We start from the raw sequence: 23,377 nt of genomic DNA, 5'->3' as shown, positions 1-23,377 counted from the left end.
GTCAGACTTCATGACGATTTCACGGGGCTGGGTGACAGTAGACCGACGAGAAACCCGACAACTGTGGTGAAAATGATCAGCAGTTTATCAAATGCCGCAGCCTTTTCGCCCTCGCCAAGCAGGCTGTAGACCATTGAAGCAGCCGTCCCGACGAAAACGAGGACAAACGCGCTGACAACCAAGATCCAGATCCAGTTGTTGGTTTTCCCGTCTGGCTTTGGCAGTCCCGCCTCAATTCGAGCTGCCACCTCCTTTTTGTCCGTATCGGAAAGTGAGTTTGTCGCATCAACTATCGTTGATTTCTTTTCGGTTGCTCCAAGCGTTTTTACGGTTTCCGCTGCAACCATCTGACGTTCCGGCATATTGAGCTGCTCCAGATCGGCAATGTAGCCGGACGTATCAAAATCGGTAATCACCTTAATCCTCCTAATGTCGATCAAATGATCGGCTGACCTGCCTCGAACCTGGCACGATCTTGCGAGATGCTAAGTCCCGTCGCGTACTGGTAGTGCGGCCTGTCTGTGAAACTCGCCCAAAACCATTCCCGACGAGCCAAATACCGCTCGAATAACATTACAGTTAGTCAAGTGGCTTTTGCGACGTTCCCCAATTAAAAGCGGTTCGCACGAAAACCTTGCCTCCGCCCGGAATATTACTTTCCTTCGTCGCCCCGCCGATCGAAAAATTTAGATAGAGGTTTGACGCGAGTTTATAGTCGGCGCCCAGAGAAGCCTCAATGCTGCTCGAAGATGTGCGACCAGCATACCGCTCTGCTCTATAAACTCCTTCGAAATTAACCGACCATTTCGGAACCCCGATGCGAAGGCGAGTTCCGAATAGGTTGTAATCTCTGGTTGTAAATAGTCCTGTATTGAGCGGGTCTGGAACAGACTCTTGAGAACGTCGTCGGAAATGAAATACTAATTGGGGTTTAATACATCTTTTGGAAGGACCGTCACCAGCTTTCTCGTGCTTCTTTGAACAATCTAAACCGGCAATTCCCTCAAAGCCATAGGCTAATGTTCCCCAAAAGCCAAACCCATTGTTAGTGAATTTTCCGCTGTCTCCGGTTGGACTGATCCAACTTCCTGCACCGCCTATGGTGAAACTCGAACTTGCGAAATTACGCTCTTTGGATTGGTCAACGCATTTTTTATAGTCCGTTTTGTTGTTTTCAATCAGGCGAATGAGAACTGCCTTAAACCGTTCATCACCAGCGGCACTGGCAAACCAATCCGGTACTTCACGCTTTGCTTGAGTCCTGATTAACGCCGCTATTCTGTCAAAACACTGGTCTAGCTTCTCATCTAATCTAGGGTCGCCGTAATCAAATAAGGTGAAACGAACACCTGCTGCTATCTTTGCGGATTTATCATCCTCCGTGGTGCCCTTGGTGGTTGCCAGTGAAAACTGAGTTCTGGATAGCATCCTAGTGAAATAACCCGAGGGATTATTTTTATTCCAAATTATGTTCCCAGAAGGATCTCGCACCATATTCCCAGAAGCATCGCGTTTTATTCCTCCACGATACTCGCCCAAGGTTACATCGTCTCCGAACAACAGCAAGAATGGAGCAGTGTCAATTGCTACACCGGTTTGAAAGTTTCCATTTTCATCAAGACTGTTAATGAGGGCTGTCGCAAATTCACGCGGCGTTCCAGGACGAATTACGGTTTGAGGCGTAAGCCCCAAAATCGTAAACCCCGGAGAATCCGGCACGCTGAGATCCGCCGCATCTTTTTTCGCTTCCTCATTCTTTTTCTTAGTCGTTTCCGCCACTTCAACAGCGGTTATTGTGGAAGGTGTCGGTGCCGGAGTCGGAGTGGTCTGCGGATTTGTCTGCGGATTTGAATTGGTAACAGGCGTATTGCCGGCAGAAAATCCAATTTCAAATCCCACTTGGGTCTGTGTACACGAGGGAATCTCGCTCCCGGGAGTAAAGACAAAGGAAACGATCTTGAAATTATCATTTCCTATCTTCTCAGTTCCGCCAAGAAATACTGCCCGGGAACTGACTGGTGTCGGAACGTACCTGTCAGGGATAAACACTTCATATCTGCCGGAAGCAGCATTAATGCGTGATCCGCATGCTACAGGCGCGGTCGGTTTTGGGGCTAAATAGATCTTTTCAGTTTGCGAAAGCACAGGTAGGGCAAATAGTAAAAGCAAAATTGGAGACATCATTAACGTTATCTTAGTTTTCCTGACACATTTAACCTCACCTTATCGTCGATCAAACCGAGGCCGTCTATCTTCTTACGGGTAACAATTGTACCGCCTGAAACGACCTGATCATCTTGAATAATTCTTACAGTTACGGAAGCATTTTCTTCTCCGCCGCTCATTGTGCCAATGATGCAATTCCACCTCAGTTCACTTCCGTCTAACGCTGATAATGGTTTTGGAATCTGATAACGATAGGCGACGGGTATACCATTATTTGTTTCCCCAACAATCACCCCATTTTCACCGTTTCGATCAAGCAAAATAATTGAGTGATCGCCTCGCTGTAATTGTCCAATAACAATTTCCACTTCCGGCTGTCCGCCATTCGCGGAGAGTTCTGCTATATTCTCTGGCATATTTTTCTCCTAATTAATGATTTATGGAAAAAGGCACGCGCGTGCCTTTGGGTCAAGCTACTAAATTCCCCTTGATCTTTTGGTTTTGGAAAGACTGCGAAGTGTCGATGGTTGAGGACGGGTCGCAGTTTTTCGGGCTGAATACTTTTTCGTGAATTCGCCGGACAACGGGAGCCCTTAGAATCACTTTGGTGAGCGACAGGGCTGACGGGACTTCCGTTAGGTGAACGCTCTGTGAGGTACTGCTTATGGGTTTTGACGATCATGTTTTACCCGATTGTGAGAGACCAAGGGAAAAGCTCCGGAGACCTGGAAAAACTTCTGGTCAGCGATGGCAATTGGCCGAGAGAATGTCCTCGGATATTGCTTAACTTCTCAAAAAAATTGCTTGTTCATGGGTATATGGGTTTTTTGGCAAAAAACTTTCATACTTTTTGCATTTTTTTTCACTTTTTATCGAATGGACTAAAAAAAGATGAAAAAAAGCGGTGGTTTGTGGGCGATTTTGGTGGTGGGCGATGATCGTAGGTGTTAGGCTTTGTCGCCGGAAGTTGTTGGGGAACTGGTGGCGAACTGAGCGGTGTAGGTGTTTGGGATTCGCAGTAATGCGTGAGCAGGTGAATGGGCGGCGGGTGACGTAGTGGCGGTAAGGGGCGGAATTTGTCGAAATTGAGATCAGGTCCTTAGAGGATCTACATGCTGTCACTGATTTCGCTTCGCGTCATCCAAGGGGTCCAATGGGTCACCGATCAGGATAATTCGGCAACCGAACGTAATATTAGGTGTAACCGGTGGGGAAAGCTATTAGACAAGTTCCTTTGCAATTCGATCATCGAAGTGACTTTAAGAAGATGTTTTGTGCGATCGCGTTGTAGTATTCGACCGGGGCGAGGTCATCGGTTATGATCGCGGCGTCCGTTCGCGGCTCGGTCGAGTAAGCGTGCGACAACAGGGAAGCGATCTCGGAATCCGCGCTTGAGAGATCCAGTGCGACCTGCGAAGCTGTCGCGACGATAATTAGGTTCTGAAGCCGTTCGTCGGCGTAGTCGGCATTCACCTTGAACAGGTAAACATTGGGAAAGACCGCGCGATAGGTGGCGAGTTCTGCGTGTAAAAATCGACTCGCGGGCCCTTCGATCGATGAGCCAAGGTTGAATATGACGGCACCGTCGTCGCGGAGAGCCCGACGCATTTCGGTAACGGCTTCGACGGTCGTAAGTTGATATGGAACTGAGAAAAGCGAACCGAAAGCGTCCATCAAGATCGCATCATACTTGGCCGGTTCGGTCCTTCGAAGGAAGGTACGGCCGTCCTCATGAGTGATGTCGAGCCGAGGGTCATCTTTCAATTTGAAAAACCGTTCTGCGATCTGCGTCATCTGCGGATCGATCTCGACAACGTCGATATTTACTAGTTCATAACGCCGCAAAAAGTCCTTCGGCACAGAATATCCGGCTCCGCCGATCACCAGAACTTCTCGGAAATCGGGCTTGAAATGCCTTGTCAAATGATAATATCGGCTGTAATCAAATACGTGTTCGTCGCTGTCGAAAAACATCGCCGATTGAGTAAAATACGGGTCCGTAGCGAGAGCCTCGATCGGACGGCCCGTCTTTGGGTCGGCCGTGCGAAAAACTTGTACGCGGCTATATTCGGTATCGATATCGTGCAGGTCATTTGCTTGCCGCAAAAGCATCACGCTCGCTTCGTTTGAGACGATCGAAAATAGAAAGACCACAATCACACCGATCTTTGCCCGCGAGATCACAAATGGCACAAGGAGCAGCGATAGTAACAGAAGCAATGCGGAAAGGCCGTATAACGTCCGTACACTGCCGATGAAAGGTATAAGAACAAAGCCCGCCAGGAACGTGCCCAGAATGCTTCCAACTGTCGAAAGGGCATATAGTCTGCCGACAGTTTTTCCGGCGTCGGCGAGCGATAGCATTCGCAATTTCACCGCATAAGGAGTGACAAAACCTAGACAAATACTGGCCGGTGCGAAAAGCAAAAGTGAAGCTAGTAATGACCGAAGCTCAATGCCGACGGGTGCTGAGGCGACAAATGACAACGCGATCTCTTTGATCAAGACCGTCAGTGAAATAAGTCCGCCCGCCACGAAGATCACAGACGCAAGGATTCGAAGATCAGGCTTTCGATCGGCCATGCGGCCGCCGAGCCAATAACCGAGACTGAGACTGCCAAGTATGACACCGATCAGGCTCGTCCAAACATATGTCGACGCTCCAATAAATGGTGACAGTACTCGCGAGCCAATGATCTCATAGGTCATTACTACGCCGCCGCATACGAATACGGTGACATCGAGCAATCCCTGACGAACAAGTTTTTCAGACATTTTAACTAAAGCCTACACAAAAAAGCACGAAGCAGGCAAAGCCCGCTCCGTGCTTTTGAAATTGTTGTACGGGCGTCGCAGGTGCCCGTCGATCAACGGATTTACGCACCTTCTATGCTACCGCTACTTTTTTTTCGTCCGTAGAGTGAACAAAGGTCAGCCACTCAGCACCAAACGGTGCCGGGCGCGTCGCATCGATGATCTTGAAAAATTCTTCCTGAAGTACTTTGGTAATTGGCCCACGTTTTCCAGCACCAACTGTGATGCGGTCTACGCTGCGGATCGGTGTGATCTCCGCCGCAGTGCCGGTGAAGAATACTTCGTCAGCCAGATAAAGTGCAGCGCGCTGGATGTTCGATTCTAATACTTCGATACCTAGTTCCTTGGCGATCTGTATCACCGAGTCGCGGGTGATGCCCGGCAACACGGACGCTCCGAGCGGCGGTGTGATAAGCTTGCCGCCGTTTACGATAAAGAGATTTTCACCTGATCCCTCGGAAACAAAACCTCGGTCATCAAGGGCAATGCCTTCTGAAAAGCCGCCAAGGATGGCTTCCATTTTAATAAGCTGCGAATTCATGTAGTTCGCACCGGCCTTGGCCATTGCCGGCATTGAATTTGTGGTGATGCGTGTCCAACTCGACACACATACATCGATGCCGTTCTCGATCGCTTCCTCGCCAAGGTACTTGCCCCATTGCCATGTTGCAATGTACGAATCGATCGGAGCAGGAAACGGGTTTACGCCGAACGACGGCTTGTCGTTATCGAGGCCTCGTACGATCAAGGGCCGCAAATAACAGTGTTCGAGACCGCTGATTCGAATCAGCTCGACAGCGGCGTCGCAGAATTGATCCCGAGTGAACGCCGAATTCATACGGTAGATCTTCGCTGAGTTGACGAGACGCTGCATATGTTCCGTAAGACGGAATACTGCCGAGCCCTTTGAGGTCTCGTAACAGCGAATACCTTCGAATACGCTGGAACCGTAATTGACGACGTGCGACATGACGTGTATCTTTGCGTCGTTCCAATCAATAAACTCACCGTTCTTCCATACTTTCGATGAGATCTTCATCGTGCTCACGTCTTGTCCGGCCATATTATGCAATTGCTCCTAGATCTTAAAATGTATTTGTTTGATTCTTTCGCCCTGATGGTAAGAAATCACGAAAACGGGCGACATTCTGTAAATTGATCGATACACACCTTATTCCGTCGGTCTGTTTGTATGACCTTAGGATATTATAACCATCGGTTAATCGCAACAATAACCAACTCTAATACGATAATAACGAGATCCGATAAACAAAAAGGACGAGCCAAAAGCCCGCCCTCTTTTTATCGTGTTCATTCGTCATCAGAGAATATTGATGAACGATGCCGTGTCATCAAATCGAGACGAGAATGTGACGCCCTCGATCGTCACCGTCACAATTATCGGTTGATCGCCGACGCCCTCCATATCCGGAGGAAGTGTGAAGTCAATGTAGTAAATGCCCGTATCAAATAGGGTTGCATCACCTGTCACAACGGTTCCCGTCGTGGTCCTCGTTCCTATTCGAATGGTCGTGTTAGACCTGATCGACGTTGCAACGCCGGTCAGATACACACGAAGTACCGTCGGAGTTCTGCCGAAGGGTCGAATGCGGCGGGTTGTAACATTGAAGGGCTCACCCGTGTGTATTCGGTTCGTGACATTAAATACACGCGCCCGCCCGCCAGGTGCCGGGATATTTGCGATGTTAAAGATGTCGGGCCTTGCCGGAACTATCGTGACCGTGGTTCTCATAACGACGCCGTTATTATTGATAACCAGCGGATAAGTTGTCCCCGCCACAGCTGACGGTGTGCCCGGAGGTACGACAAAATCAATTCGATGTCTACTAACGTAGCTCAAACCGCAAGCTGCTCCATTAATAGTCAAAGTGACGCCGCTCAATTCGATCGGCAACTCAAACCGTCGTTTGATAGATCCCGTTGCCGCCCGAATGGTCACAGGCCGATCAAACGATGCCTGATAGCTTAGAGAGGCCAGCATTCCGGGTGCGATCCCATGCACCGCTGGCGGTGTATTGGGAGGCGGCGTCGGACTCGGCGTAGGAGTCGGCGTTGGCGTTCCCGTTGGAGTCGGGGTCGGCGACGGAGTTGGTGTAGGGCTAGGAGTTGGAGTCGGACTCGGAGTTGGAGTCGGCGTTGGAGTTGGAACCACCGTCTGCGATACCGGAATTCGCGTAGCACCGGTAGCAAAGGTTGTCGTTACCGCCGCCACATTCGTCACGGCCGGAGTCAAGAGATAAAAGACCTCGGTTGAAAGATCCGGGTTACCCGTACCGACTTCGGTCAACGATAAATTGAATGCGATCCGACGCGACGAATTACTCGGCAAAGCCTGAGTCGATGCAATGAATGAAAATGGAACGGGGAACTTCGTTAATCTCGTAAACGTGGCAGTTGCTGGTGCTGCCGTTAAGGAATACGAATACAATTGCGTCGGACGGGAAGGATCCGGATTTAGACCGTCGCTCTCAGTCGTCGGGATAGTACCGTCGGCCTTAATATTCATTCTTGTCTCAAGCAAGAGCGTAGCCGGAGTTCCGTTCACATCTGTATCTGTGAATCCAGGATATCGGGCAACGTCGCCGCCCGAAGCCGCAGAGTCGGCATCGCTTCTGGGTCCGATCCGCCGAAACGTGCTAGTGGTCGTATCGTATAGGTACAAGGCGAACGAAGTATAGTTGTTACCGCTATTCTCGCCGGGTGTCAGCAGGTCCGCGTATGAATCGAAGGCAATGTATCTGCCGTCGCGGCTCATTCGCCTGCCGATCGCAAAAATATTCACCGGGGCACCGGCGGTCGTTGGCGTTGTAACTGTGATCTGTTTCTTCAATGCTCCGGGGGCACCGGTTGCGAGCAGATCAGAGAAAAAGACCTCTTCGTTTCTGCTAGCCAACGGATTGTTTCCACCCGTCATTCCAATGATCGGATTGTCTCCCGTACTGACAAATGTTACGCGCACGCCATTCCCGGAGATTGACGGATTTTTGTTATATATCGGATTCGATATTATTCCCCTTGGGGTTTGGGTAACCTGTCTTATCGTACCCCCGCCTCCGATCAACGGATCTGGAGGCATCCCGCTGCGAACAAATGTAAAGATCTCTTCATTGTCGTCTGCAGGAAATGAATTCCCGCCAGCTACAAGATCACGGGTAGATGCAAATGCGATCACCGAACCGTCATCGCTGATACTAGCATCGTGATTATCATCAGCAATAAAAGCACCGGTGGTTGCCGTTCCTGCCCGCGGCAATTGACTGGGGATCGTGTTAGTGACACGCAAGAATGTTCCGCCCGCCAAGTTCGTGATCGGAATTTCATCACCGGTCGACATATCCGAAACCGGAGCGAAAGCAGGAACTTCGTAGATCCACATTTCGAGATTTGCGTCACGAGTGAGCGGATTGTCGCCAAGAGTTGGTGTTGCAGATGGGCTGGGACTTGGGGTCGGCGTAGGCGTTGGTGTTGGAGATGTATAAGCGTTGCCGTCAAAATTGCTTGGGTTCGTCGAGCTGATAACCGGAGGATTGGTGCCATCGCCTGGATAGGCTATGGTAGCGTTCGAACTAAACGCGATCCATCTTCCGTCATTGCTTATTACCGGACGGGTGTTCACTATTTCAACACGGACGTTGCTGAATGTGATCCCTCCATTCGGGTCACTGAGAACGCTCTTAGTATCGGTAATTTGAAATATTCTGCGCTGAGCATAATCGAATATGAATATTTCGCTATTATTATCCGAATTTCTCGGGTTCTCAGTCGCAATATTCCCGCGCGATTCAAAGACAACAAACCTGCCGTCGCCGCTCATCCCACCGGAGAACGATTCAGTTTCAGAATTTGAGATCTGAGCAAGCACCGAATCGACCTGAGCAGACGCAATGCCTGCAAATGACGACACAATTATAAGAATAGATAGGAAAGTAAGACGAAGCGTCACAAACTCCTCCAAATGACCAAAAAACCAAAAAAATTAATACAATCTACAACTGGCACCCAAAACGTTAAATTTTAAGCTTTAAGCCATGATTCTGCAAGCAAGTGCATGATAAAAGGACAAGTTCGAAATTAATTTCAAGGGGTTTGATGCCTATAGTCCCAACAAGGGTTGTAATTTTCTGCCTTGGATATATCATTTATTATTAACGACTTACGCGATTATGGGAACCAAACGCAAATTTATGATCGTCTCTGGGGAGCCTTCCGGCGACGGTCATGCCGCTAATCTTGTTCGTTCGATGCGCGAGATTGAACCTGCCAGTGAGTTTTTCGGAGCCGCGGGACCAAAAATGCGTGACGCAGGGGTCGAAGCAATTGTTAGGTCAGATGATCTGTCTGTTGTCGGATTGCTCGAGATCGGGAGTGCATTGCCGATGTTCTTACGAATATTCGGCGATCTAAAGCGGGCGGCCATACAACGAAAACCCGATGTCGTTATCCTCGTGGATTTTCCCGAATTCAACCTCAAGCTTGCAAGATCACTCAAGAAAAAGGGATTCCGCATTGTCTATTACATTTCACCTCAGCTTTGGGCGTGGCGAAAATATAGAGTTTCAACAATAAAAAAGTATGTGGATCTGATGATCACGATACTCCCATTTGAAAAACAGTGGTACGCCGAACACGGCGTTGATCGCGTTGAATACGTGGGAAACCCTCTCGCACGAGAGGTTAGGCCCGTGCTTGAAAAACCGGAGTTTTGCCGAAAACATGGAATAGATGCAGATCTTCCGATCGTGTCCATGCTGCCGGGGAGCAGAGATAAAGAAATATCAAGAATTTTGCCTGTGATGTTCGAAACCGCGCTAACGATCCTAGCTGAACGGCCGGAAACTCAATTTGTCATCGCGGCCGCTAACGACAACGGCAAGCAGAAGATCAAGTCGATAGCAGAGGACTTCAATGTAACAAGGCTGATAGATTCGACTAAATTCAAGGTGGTTCTCGATGAAACCTATGATGCCCTCAACGCATCTGATGCCGCCGCTGTAACCAGTGGAACTGCAACTCTCGAAACCGCTTTGATCGGTACGCCCATGGCGGTCGTTTACAAGACATCCGGTATCAACTATTTTCTCCTCAAACCCCTAATAAACGTCGAGCATTATGGTCTGGTCAATTTGATATCCGAACAACGTGTTGCTGTTGAATTGATCCAAAACGATCTTACACCAATGACACTCTCCACCGAACTGCTTCGCCTCCTGGAGCCGAACGAAAATTCGGCAATGCGTGAAAAGCTAAAAAGATCCGCTGACAAACTGGGAGCGGGAGGAGCTTCGATGAGGGCCGCTAAGGCGATAAGAGACCTGATGATCTTACCCATGAACCAATGATCAGATCTGTAACTAGATCTTGGCGAGCGTGGCGAGGATCACCGTTCGGCCTTATTGACGAGCGACTGAAGAAATATTTCAGTTCCAACAATTTCGAATCCAAGTTCGGTCTCAAGTCGCTTCAGGATCGGGGCAGAATCGCTGTCAAGAAAGTCGAGGTCAGCCAGGTCTATTGTTATCGAATTGCCTGTCTCTTCCTGTGAGTCCCGAGCGATCCGTCCAAGCAAAACGGCGTCTTCGAACAGCATATCGCCCTCCACACGGAAAATTGTGATCCCGCGAGTTATGTCATCGATCTGCTTGATCTGAGTCGGCATATGCGTGCGATTAAATGACAAAAATACGGAAATTGCAAGAATTAAGTTTCTATCGCTCTAAATTTTCTTGTGACGAGAAACACGCCTGCGAAGATCAAAACGCTGGAAAAGACAAAAACTCCCGTTATGCTCTCACCAAGAAAGAACAATGCAAGTGTGAATCCGATCAAAGGCTGCAAATAAACAAAAACCGCCACAGTTGATGGATTGACCTTGGATAAAGCCCACGCATTCAGCAAATAAGGCCCCGCTGTCGCTCCAATTCCTATGTAGAGAGTTATGAGCCATATCTGCATATCGACTGAGCTGATATCGATAGTTGATAGCGAATACGCTCCGAGTGGAATACACACAAGGCTCGCGAAAATAAACACCCACATCATCGAACGAAATGTTCCATTGCGGGTGATCGCTGCCTTCGAAGTTGCCACGTAAATACCATAAGCAAGGCAATTTATTATGATGAAAATATCACCAAGCGTGGTCTGAGATGAGAATGAGGCCTTTCGCGGGTCGATTAGTATTATTACGCCGATCGCGGCGAGTATGATACCGGCTATCTTGATCACTGTCAGACGTTCAAATCCGGCGATCGCACCAACCGCGAGTGCAAAAACGGGGATCATGACGGCAAGGAGCGAAGTATTTGATGCAGTTGTCAGCGAAAGTCCGCCGATGAAGAAAAGCTGGTTAATTACGACACCGAACAGGCTCAGGAGGGCAAATCGCCAATAATCGCCTTTCTCCCTAAGCCAAAATCGCCCTCGAAACGATTGAACAACTATCAGGATCAGAGCAGTGATCGCAGTACGAATTCCAACAAGGGCGACCGGTGGCAATACGGCCAACACCACCTTTGCTATGACCGGCAGGGAACCGAAGAGAAGCTGCGCCGGAATCAGCGCAAAAAGCGGGGAAGTTGATCTCTCTTCAGTTTCCAATTTCAGCCGTCTAAGCCAACATTAACGCCGGCTGCTCAAGCATTTGCTTGAATGTCTGGAGGAATTTAGCTCCGGTCGCCCCATCAATGACGCGATGGTCGCATGACATTGTGACATTCATGATGTTGCGAACAACGATCTCTCCGTTTCGAACGACCGCGGTTGGGGCGGCCCCGCCAACTGCCAGAATTCCCGACTCGGGCGGATTGATGATCGCCGTAAATTCCTTGATCCCGAACATACCGAGGTTGGATATCGAGAATGTAGCTCCGGTGTATTCCTCAGGTTGGAGCTTTTTGGCCTTTGCTTTTGCTGCAAGGTCTTTTACCTCTGCGGCGATCTCAAGAAATCCTTTCACATTCGCTCCGCGAATGACTGGCGTGATCAAACCTTCATCGATCGCGACCGCGACACCTATGTCGGCCTGCTCGTAAAAGCGGATCGACTTGTCTTGGTACGAGGCGTTTACGAATGAATGTTTGACGAGCGAAAGTGCCGCAACCTTGACAATAATGTCGTTCACGCTGATCTTCAGATCTTCGGAAACACTTGCGTTTATTGCCTTTCTGAGTTCGAGAGCGTTGTCCATCTCGATCTCGACCGTAAGATAAAACGTCGGGATAGGTCCGATCGATTCAGCTAGACGGCCGGCAATGATCTGTCGCATTTTCGAGGTCGGTTCGTCTGTAAACGCAGATGCTCCGACGACGGTCGATGGACTGAACGTGCGGGCGGGCTGTGCTTTCATAGCAGAACCACCGGATTCCATCGCGGCTTCGATGTCGCGCTTGATGATTCGGCCATTCGGTCCTGTGCCGCTGATCGATCTGAGATCGATCGCATTTTCGGCGGCCATACGGGCGGCGATCGGCGAGACGATAAGGCGGCCGTTGTCAGAACCGCTTGCGTCAGCGGCCGGCGTAACTGCAGCAGTAACCTCGGGCTTTGGCGCAGCGGGTTTAGTCGATTTTATAGCGGCTTCGTCGGCGCCCGCTTACGCAAGCGGTTCTGACTTCGCCGAACCGTTTGCCGAAACCTCGCTTAGCAATGCCGAAATGTCCTCACCGGCCTTGCCAATAATTGCAATAGCTTCACCCAGCATGGCCGTTTCGCCCGCACTCTTGAGAATCTTCAACAGAGTGCCACCCGACAGAGCCGTCATTTCCATCGTCGCTTTGTCGGTATCGACCTCGGCGAGCGTTTCGCCCGAGTCGTAATTGTCACCCTCGTTTTTGACCCACCGCGAGATCTGGCCCTCTTCCATAGTGGGCGAAAGCTTCGGCATTAAAAATTTTTCAGCCATATAGGTTCAACTTATAAATAACAGACTTCTTTTACGGCCGCGACGATCTTCGCCACATCCGGCAATGCCAACACCTCGAGATTTTTCGCGTACGGCATCGGTGCTTCGACGGTCGAGATGCGTTTGATCGGAGCGTCGAGATGATCGAATGCTGTGTCCATGACCTGATATGTGATCTCGGCAGCGACGCTGGCGAATGAATGCGACTCCTCGGCGATAACAAGCCGATTGGTTTTTTCACCGAGTTGACGATCGTGTCGATATCGAGCGGTTTGATCGTTCTCGGGTCGATAACCTCGACTGAGACGTCAAACTCGCTTTGGATCAGTTCCGCCGCCTGTAATGCAAGCGGGACGGTCATTGAACGGGCGACGATCGTGCAGTCAGTTCCTTCGCGTTTGATGTCAGCGACGCCGAGCGGGACCGTGAAATCGTCGTCGTCAGGAACTTCGCCTTTCATTCCGTACATGCGTTCCTGCTCAAGGAAAACTATCGGATTGTCGTCGCGGATCGCCGATTTGAGTAAACCCTTTGCATCAGCTGCGGTCGATGGCATCACCACCTTCAATCCCGGAAAATTTGCGTAAAACGCCTCAAGTGCCTGTGAGTGTTGGGACGAAACCTGATACGCCGAGCCATTTGGCCCTCGAAAAACGATCGGTACTTTGAATTGGCCGCCGGACATATAGAGCATCTTCGCAGCGTGATTAATGATCTGATCAGCCGCGAGGATCGAGAAATTCCAAGTCATAAACTCGATCACCGGCCGCAAGCCGGCCATCGCTGCACCGACGCCAACGGCCGCAAAGCCAAGCTCAGTGATCGGCGTATCGACAACGCGTTTATCGCCAAACTCTTTCCAGAGCCCACGCGTCACCTTGTAAGCACCATCGTACTCAGCGACCTCTTCGCCCATTACGAAGACATTCTCGTCTCTTAAAATTTCTTCTCGCAGAGCCTGATTCAAGGCATCGCGAATAGTCAAAACTGCCATAATTATTAGATTGAGATCGCTTCCACATGGGAATCACCGATCCCGAAATATTCAACTCGTCTGTTGTCACCGATCAAGGTAGCTTCGTAAAACCTCACTCCCGCACGAGCAATTTGGTCCATGAAGCCCTTAAAGTCTGATCTGCCCTGCTGGTTCGCCAGGATCGCATTTTTAACTTCGGCCGCATCAAGATCTCTTGTCGGAACTCTGGATTCCGAATTGGAATATCGCACGACCGTAATACCGCCAGCTAGGCGAAAAACAGTGACATCAGTAGCCGCTTCTGCCGTATAAGATGCAACGCCCAACGAGATGAGGCTCCGGATAATGTCCGGGTAACTCGTCGCACCAACGTACGCATTGTTGATCTGATCCAGCGTCATCCTCGTTTATGCGTAAACGTGTGTCATCAACTCGCGTTCATCAGGATACGGGCTTTCGTCGGCGAAAGCGACCGCCTTCGCAACGGCATCAGCTGCCTGAACTTCGATCTTTTCAAATTCCTTGTCGCTGAATACCTTCGCTTCCTGGAGACTATCCTTAAAGAGGACTATCGGGTCGCGTTCCTGATATTTTAGGATCTCGTCACGGGTCCGGTAGTTTCCCGGATCAGACATCGAATGGCCCATGTAACGGTAGGCGCGAATCTCAAGCAGCGTAGGCGAACCGTCTTTGCGGGCACGGTCGATCGCACGTTGGGTAGCTTCGCGAACTGCCATTACGTCCATGCCGTCTACAAATTCATTTGCCATTTCAAACGCTTCGGCTTTTTTTGCTATGCTCCGGGAGGACATTGCCCGTGCCTGCGAAGTGCCCATTCCGTATTGATTGTTCTCGCAAATGAAGATGCATGGAAGCTTCCAGAGTTGTGCCATGTTGAGCGATTCGTGAAAAATGCCCTGATTTACCGCCGCTTCGCCAAAGAAGCAAAGAACGACTTGGCCTGAATTTTTGTATTTTGCAGCGTAAGCCATGCCGGCTCCAACACCGATCTGGCCGCCGACGATACCATGACCGCCGTAGAATTCGAGTTCCTTCGAAAACATATGCATCGATCCGCCTTTGCCGCCGACACATCCGCCGGCTTTGCCGTATAACTCAGCCATTACAGATTCGGGCGACATGCCTTTGATCATTGCCTGAACGTGGTCACGATAGGACGTAATGACCATATCGGTCGGCTTAAGCGCCATCATCGACCCGACACCAATGGCCTCCTGGCCGATGTAGAGATGGCAAAAACCGCCGATCTTGCCCATTCGGTAAACTTCGGCACATTTTTCCTCAAAACGTCGACCGAGGACCATCTGATATAGCATCGCCTGGAGCAATTTCTTGTCCGTTTTTTTGATCGAGATCAATTGCGACGCTTTTCGTTCCAAATACTCCGCATGAGCAAGTTCGACCTCTACAAAATCAGTCGTGGCGTTTGTTTTCGCGGGCTTATTGTCAATGCTCTTTCCGGTGCCATTTGTGGACACCTTGGCCGGCTTGGCGGCTGTTTTTGAGATGGTTACTGCTTTTGGCAAAATCAAATCCTCCGTCGAAATAAAAAGGCAAAATCCTGCATTAAATGCAAAAGCGTTATTATAAGCGACGGCCGAGCATTCTGCAAAAGATTCATTACCACAATTGGTAATACCAATGGCACGCTGCAGCAGTTCGGAACCAGCAGTCTATACCGCAAACCTCGAAAATGTTATAGTCTTGGTTTAGATTTTAGGCTTTATGAGCATTACGGTTTTCCGAATATTTTTAGGTGTTATTCTCCTTTCGACTGCCGTATTTGCTCAAAATCCGACGAGTTGGAAGCTCTCCTCCGATGCCGGGATCAAGTCTCTGAAGGCCAATGACCTGATAAAGGTCACATTAAAGGCTGAGATAGAGAATGGTTGGCATCTCTACGCGCTGGAACAGCCCCCGGGCGGACCATTTGCGACGACGATCAAGGTCAGCGAAGGCAAACCGTTCGAGGTGAACGGCAAGATCGGATCGACCAAGCCGATCGTCAAGCCTGACAACAATTTTATCATTGACGGAAAGCCTCTTGAGACGCTGTTTTTTGACAATTCGGCCACGTTCAACATTCCACTTAAGGCGACCGCCGAGACCTCGGTCGAAGCCATCTCTATCGACGTAAGATTTCAAGTGTGCGATGCGACGCGCTGTCTACCGCCAAAGACGGTTCGTGTCTCGACTGCCGGATCCGAAGATGTAAAAAAGGCCGCAACCAGTCAAGTGCCGTCGGTGTCGCCGCCGACTGCTCCTAATACCGAAAAAACATTAACGACTAGCCAGCAGCCTGCGGATCTGTGGACGTTTATATGGCTTGCGATCACGCTCGGGGCGTTGTCACTGCTGACGCCGTGCGTTTTTCCGATGATACCGATCACGGTCTCGTATTTCACTAATCACGCAGCCGGCAGCCGTGCCAAATCTGTCAAACTTGCGACCATCTATTCGATCGGAATTATCGGGACGTTCACCATTCTGGGAATGCTCCTCGCGATATTTGTCGGTGCGGCCGGGATCAACCTTTTTGCGGCAAATCCGTGGATAAATATCCTGATCGCCACAGTTTTTCTGTTTTTTGCATTTAATTTGTTCGGAGCATATGAGATCACGGTACCCGCGGGTGTTTTGACCAAACTTGACAGTCTGACTCGAAGCAAAGAGGGCGAAGGCAGCGGCGTTGTCGGGGCTTTGCTTATGGGCCTGACGTTTACGCTGACATCGTTTACTTGTACATCGCCGTTTGTCGGCACGATCCTGGTTTCTGCTTCACAAGGAGATTGGCAATTGCCCTTGATCGGGATGCTAGTGTTTTCGACGGTGTTTGCTCTACCGTTCTTTGTGCTTGCTCTTGCCCCGCAGCTGCTTTCGCAATTGCCGAGAGCTGGCGGCTGGATGAATTCGGTAAAGGTCGCGATGGGCTTTCTTGAGGTTGCGGCGGCTATGAAATTTATTTCAAACGTCGACTTGGTCTGGAAATGGGGAATTTTTACCCGCGATGTCGTACTTTCGGTTTGGATCGCGATCGGAGTTATTTTGTCGATCTATCTGCTCGGGAAATTTCAGCTCTCACATGATTCGAAACCCGAACGGTTGGGAGCGTTTCGAATGTTTGCCGCGGTTGTCAGCCTTGCATTAAGTTTCTATCTGTTGACCGGTCTTTTCGGTGCCAAACTTGGCGAGATCGAGTCGTTCCTGCCTCCTGATCTTAGTGATTCCTCCGTCAGATCCACAGGTAGAAGTGAAGGGTCAGTGAAGTGGATCGTCAACGACTATTCGGCGGCTCTCGCAAAGGCGAAAAACGAGAACAAACTCGTTTTCATCGATTTCACCGGTTACACCTGCACTAACTGCCGCTGGATGGAAGCAAACGTCTTTCCCAAGAAAGAGGTCGAGGCTGAGATGAGTAAATATGTACTCGTTAAGCTTTTTACCGATGGCAGCGGCGAAGTCTATGAACGTCAGCAGGAAATGGAACAGCAGATGTTCGGTACGGTTGCTTTGCCCTTTTACGGGATCGTCGACGGCGACGGTAAGATCATTTCGAGCTTCCCGGGATTGACTAGAAACATACCTGAGTTTGTTGACTTTTTGCAGAAAGCGCAGAAGAATTGAGCGATTCAATTTTTTCTCAATTGTGCGAGGTTGACGTTCTGAAAACATCAATACACTTTTTTGTCGTAACCCTTGTGATCGTTTTCGTTAACTCGGTGAACGTTTACGCGCAGCTGAATATCCGTGCGATCGACGTTGCCGGCGACAGTATCTCGAAAGGGTTCAATGCCGGGAGTGCGTTTCCTTGCTCGAACGGTGATCAGGAAAATTACAATTGGTTGTCAAGCGATACGCATGGTTCGAATCTTTGTGCCGTTGGCTCAGAAGGCGTTTTTAGCTTTCTTGAACGTATTGAATGTACGCTTGGCCTAAACCTCGCAGCCCCAAACCCGAATCACGCAGCTTCGGGCGCCAAGATGATCTCGGATTTTGTAAACCAATCGAACAACATAAAGACCTACCTCAATGGACAAACCGGGCCGCGAATGGCCGCGGTTTTTATGGGTCACAATGATAGCTGCTCCGGTTCGGTCAACAAGACCAATGCGTCATGTTCGAGCGGCGACCTTGATCCCGGAAATTACTGCAAAACAAAGGCAGAATCATTCGAACGCGAGTTTCGGAAAGGGCTTGAGCTGCTAATGGCCGTTCCCGATACACGCATTGGCGTCGCGGCTCCTGTTCGGGTTTCGCAATTGTGCAATTTCGGAGCGAAGGCCAATTGCCAACTTGCCGGCACGTGCCAGTTCCTTTGGGGCGTCGTTAATATTTGCGGTTCACTGACATCGGATTGCTCGGCAACAAGGATCGTCGATACCTACACCACGATGAAGGCCTACCGCGATATCTTAAAGAGCGTAACGGCCGAATACGCACTCATACCGGACGGCGGCAATTCGCGGGTCGTGTTCATCGGAGGCGAGGTCGTCGGTGGTGCCGTCAAGGCCGCGGGAACGAACTTTGTTTACAGCGACGGGCCGTGGATGTACAAATTCAACGCTGACCAGATCTCATGCTGCGACTGCTTTCATCCTTCGGCAACAGGGCAGAACAAACTTGCTCAGTTTATGAAAGAAGGGTTAAGCTGCAGCCGGTTCCAACCGTGCTGCAAAGAAACGGGTGATCCACTCGTCGATGGTAAATGTACAAAGACCGAGATCAAACGAGTCTACTACAACGGTCTTTATTAAAGATCAACGATTTGATTCGAGATGCCGGCTTTGGTATTTTTACGCTTGGACAAACTCACCTATGAACTCAGTCGACAACATTATCGAAGGCCTGCGGGAGATTCCCGACGCAGAATTCATTTGTCAGAACGTTTATGAATTTCTTGGTGCAAATCCGGTCGACGTCGATACTATTTCCAAATATTTTCATTGGAGCCCGAAATTTTACACCCGCAACCTGATATACAAAGATGCACGTTTTGAAATGATGGCTATTTGCTGGGAAAAGGGCCAGGTTTCGCGCGTGCATAACCACTCGGAACAGCGTTGCTGGATGACCGTGCCGGTCGGACGGCTTCGCGGTCAGAATTTTGCCGTCGCTGCGATGGATGAGTCCCGCGGCTATTGCAAACTGATCGAGACCGATTCGTTCGAACTGTCCGATTGCCTCGCTGCCAAGGTCGAACTCGAAGAGCCTGTCCACCAGATACTGAATCTTGCCGAATTCGACGAACGAGCGGTCAGCATTCACGTCTATTCAAAACCTTACGCAAGCTGCCGTTCTTATTGCCGCGATACAGATACATTCAAGACCGTTCCGCTGTTTTATACGAGCATCGACGGCAAGCTTTGCGACGGCGTAACACTTTAAATGTCGAAGAACCGTGCGATCTCAACAACGGTGATCGTTGGTTTGGCGATCGCCTATATTGCGGCACGACTGTGGCGATTGACGGCGTCGTGTCTTTGGTTCGACGAGATATTTAGCGTTCATGCGGCGACGCATTCCTGGAGCTCGATCCTTTCGTTCGTCGCACAGGATCTCATTCACCCTCCGCTTTTCTATTTTCTGTTAAAACTCTGGATCGGCATCGGCGGCGAGAGTGTTTTTTGGCTTCGCCTGCTGCCGGTCATTTTCTCCGCTGCTGCACTCGTTCCTTTCCTTCTATTGATGCGAGAGATGAAGAGCGGACGCTCGGTGACCGTCTTGGCGTTGTTTTTCATCGCTTTCAATGGCTCCCTGATCAAATATGCTCAGGAAGTCCGAATGTACAGCCTGTTGATGTGCATTTCGCTGTTCTCGATATGGTTGTTTGCCCGTTATTTTATTAAGGGAAAAAGTCTGGTTCCATTGATCATAGTTAACGTTTTAATGGTCTACAGCCACTATTTTGGATGGTTTGTGGTTTTTAGCGAGGTAGCTGCGATCTTGTTGTTTCAACGAATCAAAATACGGGCGATATTGTTAATGTTCGGGTCGACGCTGCTGGCATTTTTGCCGTGGGCGATCATGGTCATGAGTTACGCGAGGGCCGGAGCTGAGGTCGGACAGAACATTGGCTGGATGCAAAAGCCAATGCCCGCGAATATTGTGCAGCTGATATTGAGCTTGGTCGAGCCGCTCTATTTTGCGACGAGCAACGCAGTTCCATATTCGATCTACAAGGTCTCACTGCCAGTCCTGCTGATACTAACGGCCGGTGCAACACTTTTTTGTGTGAGGTGGAACAGGAACAAAACCTCGTCTGACTCAGAGCAGCTTTGGATGCTGGTAATATTTGCCGGAATGCCTGTGTTTATTGCGTTTGCCGCAAGTTGGCTGTTGCCGCATTCTATTTGGGGAACGCGGCATTTGATCGTTATTTTTGTTCCACTAGCGATACTTTTAGCGATCGCTGTGTGTGAAGTGGAACAAAAAGCGGTGCGAATCGGTGTGCTCTCACTGCTCGTGTTGTTTACCGCCTACGCGGTCGTTCTGACCGCTCAGAGAGAAACGGCGCAATATTCCTGGTGTGCGTGGGATCCGTTGACGGTGACCAGCGGTCTGCCTGCCAACGCCGCAATCTACACCGGCGAAGACCTCGTCGCTTATCATCTTTGGTTCGCGAACAGGCAGTTGCCCGAACGCAGGATCGTCCGTGTCGATGGTCTGAACGGCGTAAAAGAGGATAAAGCCTATTTCCTGCCTCGCGGATTCGAATCGGTCCAGACCGTTTCGATCGATGAATTGAACGAGAAGCAGTTTTGGATCGCATTCAGGACAAAGTACTGGGACCCGAATGCCGCGTTTATCGACGATCTTCGCGTTCGAGGCTACAACGTCGGAGAAGCCAAGATCATCGACGCGAATAGCGAACAAGCAGTGCTGGTTGAATTTTCAAAGGAAAAATAATACTTCTATTTACGTTTCCACCTAACGCCTTCTTTGGTGTCTTCCAAAATGATGCCTTTCGCGGCGAGTTCGTCGCGGATCTCGTCTGACCGGGCGAAGTCGCGGTTTTGACGAGATGCTTGACGTTCGGCTATCAGAGCGTCGATGTCGGCATCGAGGATCTCGGTCGATTCGGTTCCGAAAATGCCGAGGAGCGAATCGAACGTTGCGATCGCGTAGAGAATTGCGGTTCTATCATCTTCCCGCAAATCCCCGGCAGCCATGATGGTATTTATCTCACGTACCATATCGTGAACAGATGCCAATGCGGCGGCAGTGTTCAGGTCGTCGTCCATCGCAGATTCAAAATCCGTTAGAGCTGTTTTCACCGATGCGGCGGCGGATGGAAGCGAACCTTCTTCGGTTCTGGCATCCTTGACCAATGATCGGAAATTTCGTAACCGTTCAGTTGTTGTTTCTGCACCTTGCAGTCCTTCAAATGTGAAATTCAACTGCTTACGGTAGGGAACTGAAAGCAATAGATACCTGATCGCGAGCGGTGAATAGCCTTGTGCGATAAGATCGCGGAAGGTGAAAAAATTGCCCTTTGATTTGGACATTGTCACGTCGTCGATCTTGAGAAATTCGCTGTGGATCCAGTACTTTGCAAACTGTTTACCGGTCGCTCCCTCGCTCTGGGCGATCTCGTTCTCATGATGCGGAAATTGCAGGTCCTGGCCGCCGGCGTGGAGGTCGAAGGTCTCGCCTAGGTATTTCATCGCCATCGCTGAGCACTCGATATGCCAACCCGGACGGCCTCGTCCGAACGGTGCGTCCCAGCCCGGCTGTTCGTCTTCGCCGACCAGCTTCCATAGGGCAAAGTCGCGTGCGTCTTCCTTATCGTATTTATCGGTATCGATGCGTTCGCTGCCGCCGTCGCGGTTGCCGGAGAAACTGATCTTCGACAGCTTGCCGTACTCAGGAAACGCAGTGATGCGGTAGTAGATCGAACCGTCGGATTCGTACGCGTGGCCGTTTGCAAGCAATGTTGAAATAATATCGATCATTTCCGCAATATGGTGCGTCGCACGCGGAATTATCTCCGGCCGCTCGTTGCCGAGAGCGTCAAAATCCTCAAGAAAATATTGGGCAAATGGCTCGGTAAATTCGTCGATACTGATATTCCGGGCCGCCGCCTCGTTGATGATCCGGTCGTCGATGTCGGTCAGGTTCATGACGTGCGTCAGACTGAAGCCCTTGAATTTCAAATAGCGCCTTAGAACATCGCCAAAGATGAATGTCCGAAAATTGCCGATATGAGCAAAATTCCAAACCGTCGGGCCGCAGATATACATCCGCACCTTACCGCTTTCCAGCGGAACAAAATCTTCGACCTGTCTGGATAATGTGTTGTAAAATCTGAGCATAATTTCTATTTTGTCAGTTGATAATGCTTATTATACCGTTTTGTTGCTCGAACTCTGACATCGAGTGCCGTCACATAATTAATTTGATCTTGGCACGTTCAGCAAAATTCCTTTGAACGCCCGTCCTAATATTTCGCTTAAGATCGATCACGATCGAATCAAAAGCACTTTTCAATGGGAGGCATCATAATTTTGAGTAAATATCGACACATCTCGGCTGTTCGACAGATCAACGACATGGCCTGTTGGGCGGCAAGTTTGAAATGGTGGTACAAGGCAGCGATGTCGATCAATGCGTCGCAGACCAAACTTTGGGATCGCTACAAAGCACGGGCGACCCAGCAGGGCGGAATGCCTGACGCAGATATGAAGTATCTTATCAACGAAAACGGAATGTACCTGCACGAATTTCCCAACGCAACGTCGTTTACATACGACAAAGTGAGAGACCTCCTGATGTGCGGCCCGATCTACACTGCGTTCACCGAACTTGGAACCAATAAGCGGCATGTCAATGTGATCTATGAGATCTCCGGAGACGCTTCGTGGGCTGACGTTCGTGCTATGGAACCGCAGCATCGAGCCCACACCGGAGCTGATTGGACCGGCAAACATATCTCCCGCGGCCTGGCGGATTACAACTCGGTTGGGGCTGTTTGGGCCGGTGTTCATCGAAACAACTATTATGATTGGGTCTCGTGCTTTGGCGAACTATAGACGGACAGGTCGGGTTCAACATAACTAGCCCGAGCATCGTCTGAAAAAAGATACTCTCGTGAGTAGAATTTGAGCGGATGATCTTTGTCGAATGTCGCGACCAGATCATTCGCTCTTTCCAATATTGAACTGCCGTTCTTCGCCGCGTTAAATTCCGCGACCGTCCGCATCCAAAATACCGTCAGCGTTTCGTGATAAGGCATTTCTTTTGAAAGATCTACCTCAAAGCCCTTGGTCAGCAATTTAAATATCCCGTCACGCATCTTCACGGTTGCCATATCAATGTCGTGCATTGACACGTAATGAAGAGCAACGGTCAAGTGCTCAGCGTGTTTCCATGCGTCACGGCTGATCGAGGCGTCCTCAAATGTTCGAACGACCTCGGCTATCTCTTCTTCGTTTTTGTATCTCAATTCCATTTCTTTCACCATAAAAAAAGCAAAATGATCA

Annotated in this window: 18 protein-coding genes and 2 pseudogenes; 6 read left to right on the top strand and 14 right to left on the bottom strand. The window is 49.9% G+C overall.

The window, feature by feature from the left end; all coding sequences use genetic code 11:
- Positions 1 to 8: 8 nt before the first annotated feature.
- The 6 genes from IPK01_14190 to IPK01_14165 all read right to left on the bottom strand — a co-directional run bounded on the left by IPK01_14190 (position 9) and on the right by IPK01_14165 (position 8,905).
- Positions 9 to 416, bottom strand: coding sequence for a hypothetical protein (locus IPK01_14190; GenBank protein ID MBK7934589.1), 408 nt, complete (start codon positions 414 to 416; stop codon positions 9 to 11).
- Positions 417 to 579: 163 nt separating this feature from the next.
- The gene (locus tag IPK01_14185; GenBank protein ID MBK7934588.1) at positions 580 to 2,184 is read right to left on the bottom strand and encodes a hypothetical protein; all 1,605 of its coding nucleotides are present in this window, start codon (positions 2,182 to 2,184) and stop codon (positions 580 to 582) included.
- A 5-nt stretch (positions 2,185 to 2,189) separates the two neighbouring features.
- Positions 2,190 to 2,582 (bottom strand): hypothetical protein, encoded by a 393-nt coding sequence (locus IPK01_14180; GenBank protein ID MBK7934587.1) that lies wholly within the window; start codon positions 2,580 to 2,582, stop codon positions 2,190 to 2,192.
- 829 nt (positions 2,583 to 3,411) lie between these two features.
- Positions 3,412 to 4,941, bottom strand: a complete 1,530-nt coding sequence (locus IPK01_14175) for a fused MFS/spermidine synthase (GenBank protein ID MBK7934586.1) — start codon at positions 4,939 to 4,941, stop codon at positions 3,412 to 3,414.
- A gap of 112 nt (positions 4,942 to 5,053) precedes the next feature.
- Complete coding sequence (locus IPK01_14170) at positions 5,054 to 6,019, bottom strand: branched-chain amino acid transaminase (protein MBK7934585.1); 966 nt, start codon at positions 6,017 to 6,019, stop codon at positions 5,054 to 5,056.
- A gap of 282 nt (positions 6,020 to 6,301) precedes the next feature.
- The gene (locus IPK01_14165; protein ID MBK7934584.1) at positions 6,302 to 8,905 is read right to left on the bottom strand and encodes a PD40 domain-containing protein; all 2,604 of its coding nucleotides are present in this window, start codon (positions 8,903 to 8,905) and stop codon (positions 6,302 to 6,304) included.
- 259 nt (positions 8,906 to 9,164) lie between these two features.
- Between IPK01_14165 and lpxB the strand changes: the two genes are divergently transcribed.
- Positions 9,165 to 10,340, top strand: coding sequence for a lipid-A-disaccharide synthase (gene lpxB / locus IPK01_14160; protein MBK7934583.1), 1,176 nt, complete (start codon positions 9,165 to 9,167; stop codon positions 10,338 to 10,340).
- 38 nt (positions 10,341 to 10,378) lie between these two features.
- Here lpxB and IPK01_14155 read toward each other — a convergent pair whose 3' ends face one another.
- The 6 genes and pseudogenes from IPK01_14155 to pdhA form a co-directional block, all read right to left on the bottom strand.
- Positions 10,379 to 10,657 carry a hypothetical protein gene (locus tag IPK01_14155; GenBank protein ID MBK7934582.1) on the bottom strand — a complete coding sequence of 93 codons (279 nt, stop codon included), beginning with the start codon at positions 10,655 to 10,657 and terminating at the stop codon, positions 10,379 to 10,381.
- Positions 10,658 to 10,698: 41 nt separating this feature from the next.
- A complete protein-coding gene (locus tag IPK01_14150) occupies positions 10,699 to 11,598 on the bottom strand; it encodes a DMT family transporter (GenBank protein ID MBK7934581.1) in 900 nt (299 codons plus the stop codon).
- A 10-nt stretch (positions 11,599 to 11,608) separates the two neighbouring features.
- Positions 11,609 to 12,901: pseudogene (locus IPK01_14145) on the bottom strand (pyruvate dehydrogenase complex dihydrolipoamide acetyltransferase).
- Between the two features lie 11 nt (positions 12,902 to 12,912).
- Positions 12,913 to 13,895 (bottom strand): annotated as a pseudogene (locus IPK01_14140) (pyruvate dehydrogenase complex E1 component subunit beta).
- A 5-nt stretch (positions 13,896 to 13,900) separates the two neighbouring features.
- Entirely contained in the window at positions 13,901 to 14,278 is a 378-nt protein-coding gene (locus tag IPK01_14135) for a DUF1398 family protein (protein ID MBK7934580.1), read from the bottom strand.
- Between the two features lie 6 nt (positions 14,279 to 14,284).
- Positions 14,285 to 15,214, bottom strand: a complete 930-nt coding sequence (gene pdhA / locus IPK01_14130) for a pyruvate dehydrogenase (acetyl-transferring) E1 component subunit alpha (GenBank protein ID MBK7934579.1) — start codon at positions 15,212 to 15,214, stop codon at positions 14,285 to 14,287.
- Between the two features lie 409 nt (positions 15,215 to 15,623).
- On the opposite strand from pdhA, the gene IPK01_14125 reads away from it, so the two are divergent.
- The 4 genes from IPK01_14125 to IPK01_14110 all read left to right on the top strand — a co-directional run bounded on the left by IPK01_14125 (position 15,624) and on the right by IPK01_14110 (position 20,804).
- Positions 15,624 to 17,522 carry a thioredoxin family protein gene (locus IPK01_14125; GenBank protein ID MBK7934578.1) on the top strand — a complete coding sequence of 633 codons (1,899 nt, stop codon included), beginning with the start codon at positions 15,624 to 15,626 and terminating at the stop codon, positions 17,520 to 17,522.
- Positions 17,523 to 17,617: 95 nt separating this feature from the next.
- Positions 17,618 to 18,652, top strand: coding sequence for a hypothetical protein (locus tag IPK01_14120; GenBank protein MBK7934577.1), 1,035 nt, complete (start codon positions 17,618 to 17,620; stop codon positions 18,650 to 18,652).
- A 61-nt stretch (positions 18,653 to 18,713) separates the two neighbouring features.
- Entirely contained in the window at positions 18,714 to 19,283 is a 570-nt protein-coding gene (locus tag IPK01_14115; protein ID MBK7934576.1) for a cysteine dioxygenase family protein, read from the top strand.
- Positions 19,284 to 20,804 (top strand): glycosyltransferase family 39 protein, encoded by a 1,521-nt coding sequence (locus tag IPK01_14110; GenBank protein MBK7934575.1) that lies wholly within the window; start codon positions 19,284 to 19,286, stop codon positions 20,802 to 20,804.
- 5 nt (positions 20,805 to 20,809) lie between these two features.
- Here the strand turns inward: IPK01_14110 and IPK01_14105 are convergent, their stop codons facing one another.
- A complete protein-coding gene (locus tag IPK01_14105) occupies positions 20,810 to 22,213 on the bottom strand; it encodes a cysteine--tRNA ligase (GenBank protein MBK7934574.1) in 1,404 nt (467 codons plus the stop codon).
- A 189-nt stretch (positions 22,214 to 22,402) separates the two neighbouring features.
- Between IPK01_14105 and IPK01_14100 the strand changes: the two genes are divergently transcribed.
- On the top strand, positions 22,403 to 22,927 hold the full coding sequence (locus IPK01_14100) for a hypothetical protein (protein ID MBK7934573.1): 525 nt from the start codon (positions 22,403 to 22,405) through the stop codon (positions 22,925 to 22,927).
- Here IPK01_14100 and IPK01_14095 read toward each other — a convergent pair.
- Entirely contained in the window at positions 22,894 to 23,346 is a 453-nt protein-coding gene (locus IPK01_14095; GenBank protein MBK7934572.1) for a hypothetical protein, read from the bottom strand. The two genes, IPK01_14100 and IPK01_14095, sit on opposite strands and share 34 nt — an antisense overlap.
- Between the last annotated feature and the right edge of the window lie 31 nt (positions 23,347 to 23,377).

This window comes from Acidobacteriota bacterium, from assembly GCA_016713675.1.
Taxonomy (GTDB): Bacteria; Acidobacteriota; Blastocatellia; order Pyrinomonadales; family Pyrinomonadaceae; genus OLB17.
The sequence above is the reverse complement of the archived record's forward strand: the minus strand, read 5'-3'. Positions and strand labels throughout refer to the sequence as shown.

What these genes read in the sequence shown, in the direction of transcription:
- IPK01_14170 (MBK7934585.1), bottom strand. Translation starts at nt 6,019, where the DNA reads ATGAAGATCTCATCGAAAGTATGGAAGAACGGTGAGTTTATTGATTGG.
- IPK01_14180 (MBK7934587.1), bottom strand. Translation starts at nt 2,582, where the DNA reads ATGCCAGAGAATATAGCAGAACTCTCCGCGAATGGCGGACAGCCGGAA.
- pdhA (MBK7934579.1), bottom strand. Translation starts at nt 15,214, where the DNA reads ATGCTATATCAGATGGTCCTCGGTCGACGTTTTGAGGAAAAATGTGCC.
- IPK01_14125 (MBK7934578.1), top strand. Translation starts at nt 15,624, where the DNA reads ATGAGCATTACGGTTTTCCGAATATTTTTAGGTGTTATTCTCCTTTCG.
- IPK01_14095 (MBK7934572.1), bottom strand. Translation starts at nt 23,346, where the DNA reads ATGGAATTGAGATACAAAAACGAAGAAGAGATAGCCGAGGTCGTTCGA.
- IPK01_14155 (MBK7934582.1), bottom strand. Translation starts at nt 10,657, where the DNA reads ATGCCGACTCAGATCAAGCAGATCGATGACATAACTCGCGGGATCACA.
- lpxB (MBK7934583.1), top strand. Translation starts at nt 9,165, where the DNA reads ATGGGAACCAAACGCAAATTTATGATCGTCTCTGGGGAGCCTTCCGGC.
- IPK01_14175 (MBK7934586.1), bottom strand. Translation starts at nt 4,941, where the DNA reads ATGTCTGAAAAACTTGTTCGTCAGGGATTGCTCGATGTCACCGTATTC.
- IPK01_14185 (MBK7934588.1), bottom strand. Translation starts at nt 2,184, where the DNA reads ATGATGTCTCCAATTTTGCTTTTACTATTTGCCCTACCTGTGCTTTCG.
- IPK01_14115 (MBK7934576.1), top strand. Translation starts at nt 18,714, where the DNA reads ATGAACTCAGTCGACAACATTATCGAAGGCCTGCGGGAGATTCCCGAC.
- IPK01_14135 (MBK7934580.1), bottom strand. Translation starts at nt 14,278, where the DNA reads ATGACGCTGGATCAGATCAACAATGCGTACGTTGGTGCGACGAGTTAC.
- IPK01_14110 (MBK7934575.1), top strand. Translation starts at nt 19,284, where the DNA reads ATGTCGAAGAACCGTGCGATCTCAACAACGGTGATCGTTGGTTTGGCG.